General features: G+C 62.3%; 12 protein-coding genes. 7 read left to right on the top strand and 5 right to left on the bottom strand.

Annotation, left to right across the window (positions count from 1 at the left end):
* The first annotated feature begins 56 nt into the window (after window positions 1-56).
* A complete protein-coding gene (gene pdxY / locus JAO85_RS05540) occupies window positions 57-953 on the top strand; it encodes a pyridoxal kinase PdxY (RefSeq protein ID WP_012837395.1) in 897 nt (298 codons plus the stop codon).
* Window positions 954-1241: 288 nt separating this feature from the next.
* On the opposite strand, the gene JAO85_RS05535 is transcribed toward pdxY, so the two are convergent.
* On the bottom strand, window positions 1242-2723 hold the full coding sequence (locus tag JAO85_RS05535; protein WP_202787641.1) for an MFS transporter: 1482 nt from the start codon (window positions 2721-2723) through the stop codon (window positions 1242-1244).
* 227 nt (window positions 2724-2950) lie between these two features.
* Window positions 2951-3415 (bottom strand): PACE efflux transporter, encoded by a 465-nt coding sequence (locus tag JAO85_RS05530; protein WP_237734727.1) that lies wholly within the window; start codon window positions 3413-3415, stop codon window positions 2951-2953.
* Between the two features lie 83 nt (window positions 3416-3498).
* Between JAO85_RS05530 and JAO85_RS05525 the strand changes: the two genes are divergently transcribed.
* Complete coding sequence (locus tag JAO85_RS05525) at window positions 3499-4383, top strand: LysR family transcriptional regulator (protein ID WP_039049892.1); 885 nt, start codon at window positions 3499-3501, stop codon at window positions 4381-4383.
* Between the two features lie 150 nt (window positions 4384-4533).
* Here the strand turns inward: JAO85_RS05525 and parC are convergent, their stop codons facing one another.
* From parC to JAO85_RS05510, 3 genes are read right to left on the bottom strand one after another with little or no spacing between them, the layout of a single operon-like run.
* The gene (gene parC / locus JAO85_RS05520) at window positions 4534-6924 is read right to left on the bottom strand and encodes a DNA topoisomerase IV subunit A (protein ID WP_202787640.1); all 2391 of its coding nucleotides are present in this window, start codon (window positions 6922-6924) and stop codon (window positions 4534-4536) included.
* A 40-nt stretch (window positions 6925-6964) separates the two neighbouring features.
* Window positions 6965-7831: a lytic transglycosylase domain-containing protein gene (locus tag JAO85_RS05515; RefSeq protein WP_202787639.1), complete on the bottom strand. Its 867-nt coding sequence runs from the start codon at window positions 7829-7831 to the stop codon at window positions 6965-6967.
* 53 nt (window positions 7832-7884) lie between these two features.
* Window positions 7885-9855, bottom strand: a complete 1971-nt coding sequence (locus JAO85_RS05510) for a DNA topoisomerase IV subunit B (protein WP_003064589.1) — start codon at window positions 9853-9855, stop codon at window positions 7885-7887.
* Between the two features lie 419 nt (window positions 9856-10274).
* On the opposite strand from JAO85_RS05510, the gene JAO85_RS05505 reads away from it, so the two are divergent.
* From JAO85_RS05505 to JAO85_RS05490, 5 genes are all read left to right on the top strand, one after another.
* Window positions 10275-11471, top strand: coding sequence for an MFS transporter (locus JAO85_RS05505; RefSeq protein ID WP_202787664.1), 1197 nt, complete (start codon window positions 10275-10277; stop codon window positions 11469-11471).
* A 16-nt stretch (window positions 11472-11487) separates the two neighbouring features.
* Window positions 11488-11619, top strand: a complete 132-nt coding sequence (locus JAO85_RS25730) for a hypothetical protein (RefSeq protein ID WP_003057673.1) — start codon at window positions 11488-11490, stop codon at window positions 11617-11619.
* A 42-nt stretch (window positions 11620-11661) separates the two neighbouring features.
* Window positions 11662-12474, top strand: coding sequence for an SDR family oxidoreductase (locus JAO85_RS05500; protein WP_202787638.1), 813 nt, complete (start codon window positions 11662-11664; stop codon window positions 12472-12474).
* 81 nt (window positions 12475-12555) lie between these two features.
* On the top strand, window positions 12556-13149 hold the full coding sequence (locus JAO85_RS05495; protein ID WP_370552196.1) for a class I SAM-dependent methyltransferase: 594 nt from the start codon (window positions 12556-12558) through the stop codon (window positions 13147-13149).
* A gap of 35 nt (window positions 13150-13184) precedes the next feature.
* A complete protein-coding gene (locus tag JAO85_RS05490; protein ID WP_202787636.1) occupies window positions 13185-15335 on the top strand; it encodes a hypothetical protein in 2151 nt (716 codons plus the stop codon).
* Window positions 15336-15579 lie beyond the last annotated feature (244 nt).

Genomic DNA, 15579 nt, shown 5'->3' with positions numbered 1-15579 from the left:
ATCTTTGCAACGCGATGCTTGCCGCAAGCATCTCGATCACTCACGAAAGAGCCCTCATGCCCAGCACGCAGGCACCCCCGCTGGTTCTCAGCATTCAATCCCATGTCGCCTACGGCCATGTGGGCAACGACGCCGCCATGCTGCCGCTGCAGCTGCTGGGCATAGAGCCCGTGGCCGTGCATACGGTGCAGTTCTCCAACCACACGGGCTACGGCGAGTTCAAGGGCCAGGTCTTCACGCCCGCCCATGTACAGGATGTGCTGGACGGCCTGCGCGCCCGCGGCGTGCTGGCGCGCTGCACGGCCGTGCTCTCTGGCTATCTGGGCGATGCCGGTGTGGGCGAAGCCATTCTGGCCGCCGTGCAGGAGGTGCGCGCCGCCCAGCCCAAGGCACACTATCTGTGCGACCCGGTCATGGGCGATGTGGGGCGCGGCGTGTTTGTGCGCCCCGGCATCCCGGACTTTCTGCGCAAGCGCGCGCTGTCCCAGGCCAGCGTCATCACGCCCAACCATTACGAGTTCGAGCTGCTGTGCGGCGGCCAGCCGCTGAGCACCGTGGAAGCGGCCACCCAGGCGGCCCGAGCCATGCTGACGCAACTGCATCACAGCCCGTCGGCCCTGATCGTCATCACCAGCCTGCGCACCGACGATCTGCCTGCCGACCAACTGGCCACGCTGGCCGTGACTGCCGACAAGTCCTGGCTGGTACAGACGCCCTATATCGACCTGCACCCCCTGCCCAACGGCATGGGCGATGTGTTCTCGGCCGTGCTGCTGGGCCATCTGATTCAAGGGCGCGCCGTGCCCGATGCCGTGTCCAGGGCCGTGAGCACCTTGTATGCCCTGGTCTCTCGCACCGAATCGGGGCAGCGCGACCTGCCCCTGGTCGCCTGCCGCGACCAGATAATAGCTCCCGCGCAAACCTTCACGGCACTGCCTGTGCCAGCGCAGTGAATGGGCGCAAGAGCTTTGCCAAAGCTCTTTGCATCAACAGGCCTCCGAGGACTGGAGCGAGCTAGGCCTCAACCCAGGTCGAAATCGAATTTCCTGCTGTGAGCATTAATCCCTGGCGGCCGAAACGGAGTCAGCGAGGCGGGCTGCTTTGGAATAGATTTTGACTGTCGCCGTTCGGCAGCCCAAAGCCGCCGCACGCGTACTTTATGAAACGACAGCTTTGGACCAAAGCTGCGGCGCGCTGTTGCAAAAGCAGAGCAACCTCAAAATCCTGCCTCTTGCCTGGAGTCAGCTGCCCGTCTGCTGCTTGGGTAAATGACGAGCCATCACCAAAACGACTAGCGCGAGAGAAAAAAGCAACGCGATGACAACACCGCTAACCGCGGCAAAAGACGCTTCAAACGCTTGCATTGCGCTTTGTAAAACGGCTGGAGATTGGATGCCTTGTTGGGTATTTCGGTACGCTTCGTCCAGGCCGCTGCCAGCCATGGCCTCTATACCGCCGTGTCGTACATGCGCGACGTAGACCGCAGTCATCAGGGAGCCAAAAATAGTCACCCCCAACCCTCCTCCAAACTCATAGGCCACGCCTTCTACAGACCCCGCCATGCCTGCGCGGTCTTCTGACACATTCGTCATTACCAGCGCGCTGGAGGCGGTCAGGCTGAAGCCTATTCCCACACCGCACAAGGCCAGGACCCCCACTTGCCACAATGCGCCTGCCTCGTTCAAGCCAAGATATCCCCAGATGCCTGAGGCACACATGACCAGGCCGGCAACAATGACACGCGGACCGCCAATGCGTCCAATCAATACCCCCGCCAATGGTCCTGCGAAGAAAGACCCCAAGGAGATAGGCAGAACAAATGCTCCTGCCTCAAGGGGACTTTTTCCCAGAACCAACTGCAGCCTCTGACTGAGCACCAACTCAAAGCCGATCAGCATCATTGACGCCACGAGGGCGATAAAAATACCCATGGCTATGGGGGTGACTGAAAGCAAGCTGAAATCAATCAATGGTTGAGGCAGCCGGAGTTGACGTCGCACAAAGACTGTCAATGTCACAGCTCCCGCAAGCAAAGCCCCCCAGGCCAAGAGCACATGACTATCGAGCTTGGCCAATTCCTTGATGCCATAAGCCAGTGCAATGATGCCAAGCGTGCTTTGCCAGCAGCTATGCAAGTCGATGGTGACGCTCGCATTCCCCGCGCTCTTGGGAACCAGCCACCAGGCCAGCACTGCAGCCACAGCAATGATGGGGACGTTGATCAGAAAAACCGAACCCCACCAAAAATGCTCCAGCAAGACTCCACCCAAGACCGGGCCCACCGCAGCGCCCCCAGAGGCCACAGACGCCCAGATACCAATGGCAAAAGCCAGTTCCTTGGGGTCATGGAAGGTGGTACGAACAATGGCAATCGTGGCCGGCATCATGGCTGCGCCGCCAATGGCAAGCAATGCACGAGCAGCGATCAGTACGGCGGCGCTGGGAGCAAATGCTGCAATCACGGAGGCCAGTCCAAACAGAGCCATGCCACTGATAAAGACCATCCGGTGGCCCAGACGATCGCCTAAGGCCCCCATGGCCGGCATCAATCCGGCCATCACCAAAGAGTAGGCATTGAGAATCCACAGCTTCTCCGAAGCCGTGGTTTGCAGGGCCTGCGCCAGACTCGGCAACGCCGTGTAGAGCACCGTCATATCGATGACGATGAGCAGCAACGCCGTTGAAACCACGCCAAGCGTGAGCCAGCGGCTCTGGAATTTCATAGAGAACCTTCGAACATTGACTTCGGTGCCTTGCAGATGCAGGCCTTGTGGCATTCGATGGATAGCGCGACTGGCTACCCCTCAAGCCAAGCGACATGATGGGCGCTCCAATTCAGTCTTCAGTCCGACACTGGACTGCGCGGGGAATCCGTAACTGCAGCTCAAACCTGCACCACGTCATGAAGCCAGCCCCTCCATGAGACTTGGCACCCAAGCCGGGCTGTGAACTATGAAGCCTCGCCCAAGTTGGAAACTACCTGAGGACGGCTATTTTCCCTGACCGGGAAAAAACGGTCATAGGCGACGTTGAACACAAAGTTGTAAACAAGATAGAACACGACGATAGCCAGATCGAGCACCAGCGTATCGAGTAGCGTCATATTCAGATACCAGGCTATCAACGGCAGCAGAATCAGCAACAGACCCGCCTCAAACAAGACAGTGTGCAGCAGGCGTGCTTTGAAGCTCTTGCGAATATGGCCGTACATCTCCCGCATGCAGCGATCAAATCCGATGTTGAACGTGAAATTCCAAACCGTCGCGATCGTGGCAGAGCCGATACCCACCACACCCATGTGCGTCATGGGCTTGTTGAACAAGGCTGCCGAGGCCGGGATGATGATCATCAACCCGATAGCCTCGAACATCAAAGCGTGCCGCACCCGATCAGAAAGACTGCGCGTTTTCATCATTTTTCTCCAATCACATTGATTGGTGTGCAATGTATCTTGATATCAAATAATGAAAAGTTATCTTCCATCTTAAAATCAGATAGATGAGCATATCCATGGATCAACTGGAAGCATTCGTCTCGGCGGCAGAAAAAGGATCGTTTTCTGCCGCCGGACGAGCTTTGCGCAAGGCGCAATCAGCCGTCAGCACCCAGGTTTCAAACCTGGAAACGGATCTTGGGGTGATGCTGTTCAACCGTTCCGGGCGCAACCCCTCGTTGACGGCTGCGGGCGAGCGCCTGCTGGCTGAGGCCAGGCTGATCCTCGATCGCCGCGAACACCTCATTGGGGTTGCGGCGAGCTTCGAGGCACATGTTGAAAAGCGCCTTGTCGTAGCCATCGACGAGCTCTACCCGGAGCATGTGCAGGGAGAGCTATTCGCCGAGTTCGCGAGCCTCTTTCCCCATGTCGAACTGGAGTTGCTGTTCCCCATGATGGAGGATGTCAGCAATATGATTCTTGATGGAAAAGCGGATATCGGAGTGATGTGGCGCCAGGAATCGCTGCCCGCAGAACTTGGCTTTCACACTATTGGCTGGGTACCGCTCAAACTGGTTTGCGGAAGCAACCATCCGCTTGCGCACACCGTTGTCGACTGGGAGGAGCTCAAGCGTCACCGCCAAATCATGGTGACCCTGAGGTCCGAGGGAACCGAAAAGCACCGCCTTCGCGTCGCTGCCGAGGTCTGGTGGGTCGAAAGCCATTGGGTCATCCTGCAAATCCTCAAGCAAGGAATTGGCTGGGCACTGATCCCTGATCACATCATCGCGCGCTCGCCTATCGCCAAGGACCTCGTCATGCCAGCGCTACGATTCGACGAAGGGGCGCACCCAGTGGCCTTGGAGCTGGTTTGGCACAAGCAGCGGCCCAGCGGGCCCGCGGCCACATGGCTGCGCGAGAGGTTTGCGGCAACGAAGATCTATACGTGACAATTTCCGAGAAAGATCGAAGCGATACCGTTGACGGCTTCGACACAAACGTCCGCCACGGATCGTTCTCTGCCACTCCTTCTTCAAGCCCGATCAAAAAAAACCGCTCCAGCAAAACTGACGCGGTTTTTTCATGGGCGTATCGATCACTTATTCCACGCGCGTCACCGCCTGGGGCTTGAAGCCCAGGTCGGCAGCCTTGCCCTTGCGGCCGCGGTTGCCGCGGGCGTTGTTGAGGCTGCGGATCTCCAACGTCTCGGTACGCGCCTTGCCGCCGCGCCCCACGCCATCCAGGCGGATGCTGCGCGTATAGGCGGCCGCGCCGGCCAGCTGATCCTTGTCTTCCAGGCTGATCAGCATCAGGCCGCGCCCGCCCTTGGGCATGGCCTTGAGCTCTGCGATCTCGAAGGTCAGAATGCGACCGCCCACCGAGGCGCAGATCACATGGCTGGCGGGGTTGAGCAGACCGGCCCCCTGCTCGCCGCCTTCCACATGCTCGGCACGCGCATTCATGGGCACGCCATGCACCACCGAAGGTGCGCACAGGGTCTCGCCCTCGCCCAGCGTGACAAAGGCCTTGCCGGCCTTCTGGCGCGAGACCATATCGCCCACATTCGCCGTGAAGCCATAGGCTCCCGAGCCCGAGAGCAGCAGCTGTGTGCTTTCGCTGCCGGCAAAGTAGTACAGCAGTTGGGTACCGGCTTCGAGTTCGATCATCGTCGTCACGGGCTGGCCGTCGCCGCGTCCGCCCGGCAGGGCCGACACCGGCACCGAGTAGACCCGGCCGTTGCTGCCAAAGGCCAGCAACTGATCGACGGTGCGGCACTCGAAGGTGCCGTAGAGGCTGTCGCCGGCCTTGAAGCTCAGCGTGCCCGCATCCACGCCATGGCCTTGACGCGTGCGCACCCAGCCCTTTTCGGAAATGATCACGGTCGTGGGTTCATCCACCACCTTGACCTCGGCCACCACCTTTTTCTCCTCGTGGATCAGCGTGCGACGGGCATCGCCGAAGGTCTTGGCATCGGCCTCGATTTCCTTGCAGATCAGGCGGCGCATGGTCGCTTCGCTGCCCAGGATGTCCTCCAGCCTGCCCTGCTCGCTGCGCAGCTCCTTGAGCTCCTGCTCGATCTTGATGGCCTCCAGACGCGCCAATTGACGCAGACGGATTTCAAGAATGTCCTCGGCCTGACGCTCGGAGAGATTGAAGGCGTCGATCAGGGCCTGCTTGGGTTCATCGCTGGCGCGGATGATGGCAATGACCTTGTCGATATTGAGCAGCACGGCCTGACGGCCTTCGAGGATGTGGATGCGATCGAGCACCTTCTCCAGCCGGTGCTGGCTGCGTCGCGTCACGGTCTGGAAGCGGAAGGCAATCCACTCCTCCAGCATCTGGCGCAGCGACTTCTGCACCGGGCGGCCATCGAGGCCGATGCTGGTCAGGTTGATCGAGCTCGAAGACTCCAGGCTGGTGTGGGCCAGCAGCGCCGTGATCAGCTCCGACTGCGGAATCTTGCCGGTCTTGGGCTCGAACACGATGCGTACCGGCGCATCCTTGCTCGACTCGTCGCGCACGCAGTCCAGCACGGCCAGCATGCTGGCCTTGAGCTGGGTCTGCTCCTGGCTCAGCGCCTTCTTGCCGGTCTTGACCTTGGGATTGGTGATGTCCTCGATCTCTTCGAGCACCTTCTGGGCCGACACGCCGGGCGGCAGCTCGGTCACCACCAGTTGCCACTGGCCGCGTGCCAGCTCTTCGATCTTCCAGCGCGCACGCACCTTGAGACTGCCACGGCCCGTGCGGTAGGCATCGGCAATATCGCTGCTTGATGAAATGATCTGGCCGCCGCCCGGATAGTCGGGGCCGGGAATCAGCGCCAGCAGCTCTTCCTCGGGCAGCTGCGGCTTCTTGATCAGGGCCACGCAGGCCGCCGCCACCTCGGGCAGATTGTGGCTCGGGATTTCCGTTGCCAGACCCACGGCGATGCCGCTTGCGCCATTGAGCAGCGAGAACGGCAGACGGGCCGGAAGCTGCTTGGGCTCCTGGGTGCTGCCGTCGTAGTTGGGCACAAAGTCCACCGTGCCCATATCGATTTCGTCGAGCAGCAGGCCGGTGATCTTGGACAGGCGCGCCTCGGTGTAACGCATGGCCGCTGCGCCATCGCCGTCGCGGCTGCCGAAGTTGCCCTGGCCGTCGACCAGCGGATAGCGCTGATTGAAGTCCTGGGCCATGCGCACCAGTGCGTCGTAGGCCGACTGGTCGCCGTGCGGGTGAAAGCGGCCCAGCACGTCGCCGACGACACGGGCGCTCTTGACCGGCTTGGCCGCCGTATTGCCATTCGGGCCGCTATAGCCCAGACCCATGCGGTCCATGGCATAGAGGATGCGGCGCTGCACGGGCTTGAGGCCATCGCTGACATCGGGCAGGGCACGGCCCTTGACCACCGACAAAGCGTATTCGAGATAGGCGCGCTGTGCGTATTGACCCAGGTCCAGTGCATCGCCAGCGGCTTGTTGAGACAAATCCAGTGTGGTTTGATCGCTCATGAATTCTTTGTGATTTTCCAAATTGCGCCGATCCGGCGACTCAAGGTATTTGCGCGTCCGCGGCCGCAGAGGCCGCGCCCGGCAGAGTCATGCGTATGCGGGAGCCGCCGCGGCCAGCCGAGCCGGCCGCAGCCAGCCGGCCGCTCAGGGGCCTGGCTGCCTGCAGTTGCTCGTAAATGCCCGTGACGGCCTTGACGTAATTCATTGTTTCTTTATAGGGCGGGATCGCCTTGCCAAACTTCTGCACCGCACCTTCGCCTGCGTTATAGGCGGCCAGCACCAGATCGAGCCGGCCCGGGAACAAGTCCATCAGATAGCTCAGATAGCGCGCGCCGGCAGGCACGTTCACGGCCGGGTCGGCCAGCTGCTGCTGCATGCTGCGCTTTTTGCTGGCCGACACGCCAAAGCGCTCTGCCGTGGCCGGCATCAGCTGCATCAGACCGACGGCGCCCTTGGGCGAGACGGCCTGGGCATCAAAGCCGGACTCCACGGCGATCACGGCCTTGATCAGGTCGTAGTCCACGCCGGTTCTCTCGGCCGCCTTCTGCAGATGCGGCCTCACGCTCTTGTAGCGTGGCGAGACCTCGAAAAAGCTCTGCATGCGCGTGCGGGCGTTGAGCCCCTCGGCTGCCGAATCCTGCTTGAGCTGCAGACCCGGCTGGCTGCTGTCGTAGAGCTCGCCCTTGAAGAACAGCTTGTAGCGCTCGTCCAGCGCCTCGGCCGCAAAGTGCGTGACGCCGAATTCGTCGACATAGGCCCAGAGGTCGGCATGCGCCGCCGGCGCCAGGGCCAGCCAGCCCGAGCCCGCCAGCAGGGCCGCCACCACCGCACGTCGCAAGCGCACGGACGCGAACCCGCCGCGCGCGGGCGGCTGGCTGGGTGAGGCATCGAACATGGGCTTGTGCATGGCTGGCTCCATCGACCGCTGGTGAGCGCTAGTGCAGGCGTTGCAACGCCCGCCTAGATATCGACCTCCACGGCATCGCCATGCAGCTCCATCAGCTCGCGGCGGGCGGCGGCTTCGCCCTTGCCCATGAGCTTGGTGACCACGGCCTCCGACTGTGCAAAGTCCAGATTCATGAACTGCACCGGCAGCAGACGACGCGTATCGGGGTTCAGCGTGGTTTCCCACAGCTGTTCGGCATTCATCTCGCCCAGGCCCTTGAAACGGCTGACCTGGCATTTCTCGCGCGGCACGCCGTCCTTGGCGCATTTTTCGATGATGGCATCGAGCTCGCCCGCATCGAGCGCATAGACCTTGATGGCGGGCTTTTTGCCGCGCGCCGGCACGTCCACCCGGAACAGCGGCGGCAGCGCCACATGGATGTGGCCGGCCTCGATGAGCTTGGGGAAATGCTTGAAGAACAGCGTCAGCAGCAGCACCTGGATGTGCGAGCCGTCCACGTCCGCATCCGAGAGAATGCAGATCTTGCCGTAGCGCAGGCCGGACAGGTCGGGCTCGTCATTGGGGCCATGCGGGTCCACGCCGATCGCCACCGAGATATCGTGGATTTCGTTGTTGGCGAACAGCCGGTCGCGGTCCACCTCCCAGGTGTTGAGCACCTTGCCGCGCAGCGGCAGGATCGCCTGGGTTTCCTTGTCGCGGCCCATCTTGGCGCTGCCGCCCGCAGAGTCGCCCTCGACCAGGAACACCTCGTTGACGGCGATGTCCTTGCTCTCGCAATCGGTCAGCTTGCCGGGCAGCACGGCCACGCCGCTGCCCTTGCGCTTTTCCACCTTCTGGCCCGCCTTCTGGCGGGTCTGGGCCGCCTTGATGGCGATCTCGGCCAGCTTCTTGCCCCAGTCCACGTGCTCGTTGAGCCACAGCTCCAGCGCCGGGCGCACAAAGCCCGAGACCAGACGCACGGCATCGCGCGAATTCAGGCGCTCCTTGATCTGGCCCTGGAACTGCGGGTCCAGCACCTTGGCGTTGAGCACATAGCTGGCGCGCGCGAACACGTCGTCGGGCATCAGCTTGACGCCCTTGGGTAGCAGCGAGTGCATGTCGATGAAGGCCTTGACGGCCTGGAACAGGCCGTCGCGCAGGCCGCTGTCATGCGTGCCGCCCGCCGTGGTCGGAATCAGGTTGACATAGCTTTCGCGCAGCGGCGCGCCATCTTCGGTAAAGGCCACGCACCAGGCCGCGCCCTCGCCTTCGGCAAAGCTGTCGTTGTTCTTGTCGGCAAAGCCCTCGCCTTCGAACAGGGGGATGACGGGCTCGCCATGCAAGCTCTGCGCCAGATAGTCACGCAGACCGCCCTTGAACTGCCAGCTCTGGGTATCACGCGACTTTTCATTGATCAGCGAGACGGCCACGCCGGGCATGAGCACGGCCTTGCTGCGCAGCAGATGCACCAGCTCGCCCATGGGCAGGGCCGAGGATTCGAAGTATTTGGCATCGGGCCAGGCACGTACCGTCGTGCCCTGCTTGCGCTCGCCGGCCTGCAGAGGGCGCACCTTGAGCGGCTCGATCACATCGCCGCCCGAGAACACCAGCGTGGCCACCTGGCCGTCGCGGTGCACCTGCACCTCCAGACGTGTGGCCAGCGCATTCGTCACCGACACGCCCACGCCGTGCAGGCCGCCCGAGAAGCTGTAGGCGCCGCCATTGCCCTTGTCGAACTTGCCGCCCGCGTGCAAACGCGTGAAGACCAGCTCCACCACGGGCGCCTTCTCCTCGGGGTGCAGACCGAAGGGAATGCCGCGTCCGTCGTCCTCCACGCTGTAGGAGCCGTCGGCGTGCATGGTGAACTTGATTTTCTTGCCATAGCCGGCAAGCGCCTCGTCGGCCGCGTTGTCGATCACCTCCTGCAGGATGTGCAGGGGGTTGTCGGTGCGCGTATACATGCCGGGACGCTGTTTGACAGGCTCCAGACCCTTGAGAACGCGGATCGAGCCTTCGGAATATTCGTTGGACGGTTTGACTGCCATGGGGGCGGATTGTAGTAGCCTCTCCGAGCGAGAGCTGGATAAATTCACAGTTGTTTACTCCCAATACTCTTGCACAAAGCCCGAACATCTGTCTTGGCAACGTGTTTTTACCGGGTCTTCATCGCTGCGGATACTCTGAAAACAATAGCATTTACCGCTTGCCATTCATGCGTTATGGATAGTTTCAAATCCATATCCATTACACGGATTGCGCAAAGCGCTCACTTTTTATTTTTTTCTGCCAGGCTGCGGCTCCCGCGCCGCAGCTTGCCGGTCACGCATTCTGGCAGGGCAGCCTGCCACGCATGTGACGGCCTGTGCAGGCGCAAAACAGCTTGTTTCGTTAAAGTGACAAGTTGACCGCACCCCAAGCCTTTTTTCGCACACACGGCATGACTACAAAGACAACTCAAGCCCCCATGTCCATGGCGCAGATTCTTCTGTGCGGTGGCGCCATCGTCACGCTCTCCATGGGCATACGCCACGGCTTCGGCCTGTGGCTGCAACCTATCACCCAGGAGATGGGCTGGACGCGCGAGAACTTTTCCCTGGCCATTGCCGTGCAGAACCTGTCCTGGGGCATCTTGGGCATCTTTGTCGGCATGCTGGCCGATCGCATCGGCGCCTTCAAGGTGCTGATCGGCGGCTCCATCCTCTATGCGCTGGGTCTGGTCGGCATGGCGCTGTCCCCCAGTTCCACAGTGTTCCTGCTGACCGCCGGCGTGCTGATCGGCGCAGCCCAGGCCGGCACCACCTATGCCGTGATCTACGGCGTGCTGGGCCGGCAGATTCCCGTGGCGCGGCGCAGTTGGGCCATGGGCGTGGCCGCGGCAGCGGGATCGTTTGGTCAGTTCTTCATGGTGCCCGTGGAAGGCAAACTGATCGCGCAGTTCGGCTGGTCCAACGCCTTGCTGATACTGGCGCTGTTCGCGCTGCTGATTGCCGCCCTGGCCTTCGGCCTGCGCGAGCCGGGCTTTGGCGGCAGCACGCCCATCAAGCGCGAGCAGACCGTGGGCCAGGCGCTCAGGGAAGCCTGGACCTACCCCAGCTTTCTGCTGCTGATGGCAGGCTACTTTGTCTGCGGCTTCCAGGTCATGTTCATCGGCGTGCACATGCCCAGCTATCTGAAGGACTTCGGCATGGCGCCCCATGTGGCCAGCTATTCGCTGGCCCTGGTCGGCCTGTTCAATATCTTCGGCACCTATCTGGCCGGCAATCTGGGCCAGAAGCTGCCCAAGCGCTACCTGCTGTCGGGCATCTACGGTCTGCGCTCGGTGGCCACCGTGGCCTTTTTGCTGGCACCGCTGTCGCCCTGGTCGGTCTATGCCTTCTGCGCCGCCATGGGCTTTCTGTGGCTGTCCACCGTGCCGCTGACCAATGCCACCATCGCCCAGATCTTCGGCGTGCAGCATCTGTCCATGCTGGGCGGCTTTGTCTTCTTCAGCCACCAGATCGGCAGCTTCCTGGGCGTATGGCTGGGCGGCTATCTCTACGATATCAACGGCAACTACGATATGGTCTGGTACATCTCGATTGCCCTGGGCATTTTTGCCGCCATCGTCAACCTGCCCGTGCGCGAGGCAGCCATTGTGCGCCGCGCGCCCAGCGCCGCCTGATACCGGAGACACCACCATGCAGCTCAAACTCTGGCAACGCATCTCCATCTGGTGTGCCGTGCTCGTGCTGCTGCTGGCGGTGTTTGCCCTGTATCTGCAACCGGAATTCATGCTCACACTGGCAGACCAGGTCTGGGCCTGCTTCTGAGCTCTTGGGCAAGCTGCCCGGGCGGCATGGCCGGGAGAGAGCATGGCCCGCATCATCATCACCGGAGCTTCGGACGGCATAGGCGCCGAAATGGCCCGACAGCTGGCACAAACCCATGGCAGCTGGCTGCAGCTGACGCTGGCCGCGCGCAATGCCGGCAATCTGCAAGCCGTGGCAGAGCAATGCCGGGCCCTGGGGGCGCAGGTGCTGACAGTTCCCACCGATGTGAGCGAAGAGGCCCAGTGCCGCGCGCTGATCGACGCAGCCGTGCAGCAGTTCGGCGGGCTGGACGCCCTGATCAACAATGCCGGCATCTCGGCCCATGCGCTGTTCGAACAGGTCAGCGCACAAGACCTGGGCTGGTATGAGAGGCTGATGCGCATCAACCTCTGGGGCAGCATCTGGTGCACCCATGCGGCGCTGCCGCACCTCAAGGCCAGCCAGGGCTCCATCGTCGCCGTGTCTTCGCTGGCCGGTCTGATCGGCGTGCCGGGTCGCACGGCCTACAGCGCCAGCAAGTTCGCCATGGCCGGCTTCTTCGAAGCCCTGCGCATCGAGCTCAAACCCGCCGGCGTGAGCGTGACCACGGCCTACCCCGGCGTGGTGGATACGCGCATCCGCTACCACGGCTACAACGCCAGAGGCGAGGCCGCAGGCGTCAGCGGCCTCAAGGAAGACGGCGCGATGACGGTGGCCGAATGCGCGCGCCTCATACTCGACGGCATGAGGCGCCGCCAGCGCGAGGTGGTGATGACGGGCAAGGGCAAGCTGGGCCGCCTCATCAAGCTGATCGCCCCTGGCATGGTGGAAGACATGGCCCTGGCCGCGCTCAAGGACGATGTGAAGCCGCACTGAGCCGGCGCGAGCTGCTGCCGATGCAGCGACGCACGGGCCATGCGAGGATTTGGCTGCGGGCACTGCTATAGTTTTCGCAAGATGACCAGCAACACCCAGCCTCCCCCACCCGCCGCCATTCCTGCGATTGCCGCCAGCCACTGCGCGCCGGCGCCCTCCGCCTGGATTGCCCGCTTTGCCCATCTGCTACGCCCGCAGGGCTCTGTACTGGATCTGGCCTGCGGCATGGGCCGCCATACCCGTTTCCTCTCGGCCTTGAATCACGTGTTGACCAGCGTGGACAGGGCGCCGGAAGCGACCCAGTCCGTGGCGGATATCGCCGAGACGATTACCGCCGACATCGAGAACGACGCCTGGCCGCTGACGGGCCGCAGCTTTGATGGCGTGGTCGTCACCAACTATCTGTGGCGTCCGCTGTGGCCGCAGATTCTGAACAGCGTCAGGCCCGGCGGCGTGCTGCTCTACGAAACCTTCGCCCAGGGCAACGAGGCCTATGGCAAGCCCTCGCGCCCGGACTTCCTGCTCGCTCCTGGCGAGCTGCTGCAAGTCTGCGCCGGCTGGAGCATCGTCGCCTACGAGCACGGCCTGCTGCACCAGCCCGAGCGCGTGGTGCAGCGCATTGCCGCCATCCGGCCCGATGGCCCGGCCGCGCCTGCCGCATTGCTTCAAGCCTGACGCCCCTCTTCTGCATCCACATCTGCCCGACCGCCATGCCCGCCTACGCCCTGCTGCTTGCCCACGACGAACACCCCAGTGCCTCGACAGAGTGGCCCGCAGAGCCCGGCGGCAGTTGTGACGGCTGGGCCGAATGGTTCAGCAGCACACCGCTGTTGTTCAGCGTGCTGCTGGGCGATGCGCGGCATCTGCCCGAACTGGTTCCCTGCAGCGCCTACCAGGACAAGCAAAGCCTCTCGGCCCTGGCCGCCCCCATGGAGCAGGTCCGGGCCCGCTGGCAATGGCTGAGGAGCGTGATTGAGCCACTGCCCGCAAAATGCCCTATGCATTGGCCCGACTCCGTCAAGAAGCAATGGCAGCACATCGATCACACCATCAGCACCAGCACGCGCCAGTGGCTGCTGCTGGACTGCGCCACGCTATGTCCGCATGACTTTGACGAAGCGGAGTTCACGACCTTTTTGCAGGCCCAGCGCGAGCTATGCCGGCAATGGAGCTGCAGCGGCGGCGAGCTGCCCGAATCCCTGCAGGCCTTGAAGCGGGCGCCGCAATCCCATCTGGGATGGTGGAGCGATTCGGTCATTGCACGCACCGAGGTGATCGAGCAGCAAAGCGAAGAAGACTGGCCCGCCTGGCTGGCCGATCACTACGAGCCGCGCCGCCATGGCGCCTGGGACGAAGCGACCGAAAGCTATTACGTCATGCCCAAGCTGCACCCGCGCACGGGCCTGAAGCCACAGAACGAAGCCGAGCGCGACCACTGGCCTGTGGGCATGGTCACGCCCTATGGCCGCTGGCTTCAGCGCCCCCTGGAAGGCGCGAGCATGACCTTTGTCTCTGGCGAGCACCTGAGCGTGCACTATCCCGAGACCACGCCGGGCGAAGGCGCGAGGTCCGGCATCAAGGATTTGAACGGCATCTGGCTGGTATCGCCCTCCGAGGGCTATCGCGACGCCTATGCCGTCACGCCCCATGTGATGGCCTGCAGATCACCGAGGCAGGAAAACATGCAGGACCTGCGCAACCTGCCCGGCCTCGCGTTGCTGCACGAAGGGCTCAGCAGCATCGACTACAACGAGGAGCACGACGAATTCATCCGCGCCGAACAAGGCTCTTATGGCGACTCGCGCCAGCTGCTGCTCAAGCCCGACGGCCACCCTGTGTTTGATGCGGGCCGCTATGAGCACATCAACGACTTCAGCGCCAAGACAGAACTGGCCGTCGCCTGCGTCCGGGAACCCTTTGTCAACGAGCAGGGCGAACAGGAGCACCGCATCCTCGAAGGCGTGATTGACATCCGCGGCCAGGAAATCATCCCCTGTCAGTTCAAGACCATAGAGCGCGGCTTCAGCAGCTCGCCCCCCAAGGTATTTCCCGGTCGCAAGCTTCTGGCCATCACCGAAAAAGGCGAGCCGCGCATCTTCAACACCAAAGGCAAGCTGCTGGCCGCCCCTGATATCTGGTGCCCGCCGCTGAACTGCAGTCCGAAGAAAAATGAACTGCTCACCTTTGTGGGCGAAGGGCCGGAGGCCGAACTGGTCATGTTCTCCATCCAGGATTTCAGCATCACCCGCACCGGAGAAACCTGGGAGGACTACCGTAACGCACTGCGCGGCATGTTCAAGGGCTTAGGTGGCGACACCCCCGAAACCACGACCATGACCCGCGCGGAACTGATAGAGGCAGAGGATGGGGCCTGGATGCAGGATATATCGCGCATCCTCTGCCTGAATGACGAAAGCCGGACCGCAGAACTGCTGCAGCAATGGCGCGACTGCGTGGCGGCACCTGATCCTGACGACATGGGCTGGGACGAAGATGACGAGACCGACCCCGATGTCATGCATCTGCCCGCTGGTGAAAACGCGCTGACCCTGTACTGGGTGCATCTGCTTGCCGTTGCCGGTCAGTTCGCCCGCTTTGACTGGAAGGATGCCGACGGCATTGCGAACACGCACTGGCTGCCCGGCACCGATGACTGGCAGTGGGACACGCCCGCTGACGGTGTTGAATCGGGCCTGGAGCATATGGCCGAGCATCTGGCCGGCCGCCAGCTGGCCCTGATCAAGCTAGCCACCGATGACGACAGCCTGCGCGTGACCGTGGTGCGCTCGGCAGATGCCGAGGACCTCATGGAACGGCTGGCGCAGGCCCATATCAGCGCCTGGAACTACAGCGCGAACTGAAGCGATGCCGGCGTGGCAGGAACCACGGTCGCCGGGCCTGCCTGCAGGCTTTGAGGAAAACGGCCGGACCGCATTGAGCAAGACTTGCAAAGCCGCCAGATTGCAGCCATGCCGTCCGAAACAAAGCCACAATCAACGAACAATATGACGCACAGAAATTAAATATTTCGTCATTTCGTCATTTATCAACAACACTTCGACAAAAACAGAGTTTTGCTAGACACTGTTGATCGCAAACCACTGC

This window comes from Comamonas sp. NyZ500 (genome assembly GCF_016772095.1).
Lineage (GTDB): Bacteria > Pseudomonadota > Gammaproteobacteria > Burkholderiales > Burkholderiaceae_C > Comamonas > Comamonas thiooxydans.
Note: the sequence above shows the minus strand (reverse complement) of the source record. Positions and strands in the feature narration are given on the sequence as shown.

Bases quoted from the DNA above. Each gene is read 5' to 3' on its own strand.
- pdxY (WP_012837395.1), top strand. From the start codon at position 57: ATGCCCAGCACGCAGGCACCCCCGCTGGTTCTCAGCATTCAATCCCAT.
- JAO85_RS05535 (WP_202787641.1), bottom strand. From the start codon at position 2,723: ATGAAATTCCAGAGCCGCTGGCTCACGCTTGGCGTGGTTTCAACGGCG.
- JAO85_RS05530 (WP_237734727.1), bottom strand. From the start codon at position 3,415: ATGATGAAAACGCGCAGTCTTTCTGATCGGGTGCGGCACGCTTTGATG.
- JAO85_RS05525 (WP_039049892.1), top strand. From the start codon at position 3,499: ATGAGCATATCCATGGATCAACTGGAAGCATTCGTCTCGGCGGCAGAA.
- parC (WP_202787640.1), bottom strand. From the start codon at position 6,924: ATGAGCGATCAAACCACACTGGATTTGTCTCAACAAGCCGCTGGCGAT.
- JAO85_RS05515 (WP_202787639.1), bottom strand. From the start codon at position 7,831: ATGCACAAGCCCATGTTCGATGCCTCACCCAGCCAGCCGCCCGCGCGC.
- JAO85_RS05510 (WP_003064589.1), bottom strand. From the start codon at position 9,855: ATGGCAGTCAAACCGTCCAACGAATATTCCGAAGGCTCGATCCGCGTT.
- JAO85_RS05505 (WP_202787664.1), top strand. From the start codon at position 10,275: ATGTCCATGGCGCAGATTCTTCTGTGCGGTGGCGCCATCGTCACGCTC.
- JAO85_RS25730 (WP_003057673.1), top strand. From the start codon at position 11,488: ATGCAGCTCAAACTCTGGCAACGCATCTCCATCTGGTGTGCCGTGCTC.
- JAO85_RS05500 (WP_202787638.1), top strand. From the start codon at position 11,662: ATGGCCCGCATCATCATCACCGGAGCTTCGGACGGCATAGGCGCCGAA.
- JAO85_RS05495 (WP_370552196.1), top strand. From the start codon at position 12,556: ATGACCAGCAACACCCAGCCTCCCCCACCCGCCGCCATTCCTGCGATT.
- JAO85_RS05490 (WP_202787636.1), top strand. From the start codon at position 13,185: ATGCCCGCCTACGCCCTGCTGCTTGCCCACGACGAACACCCCAGTGCC.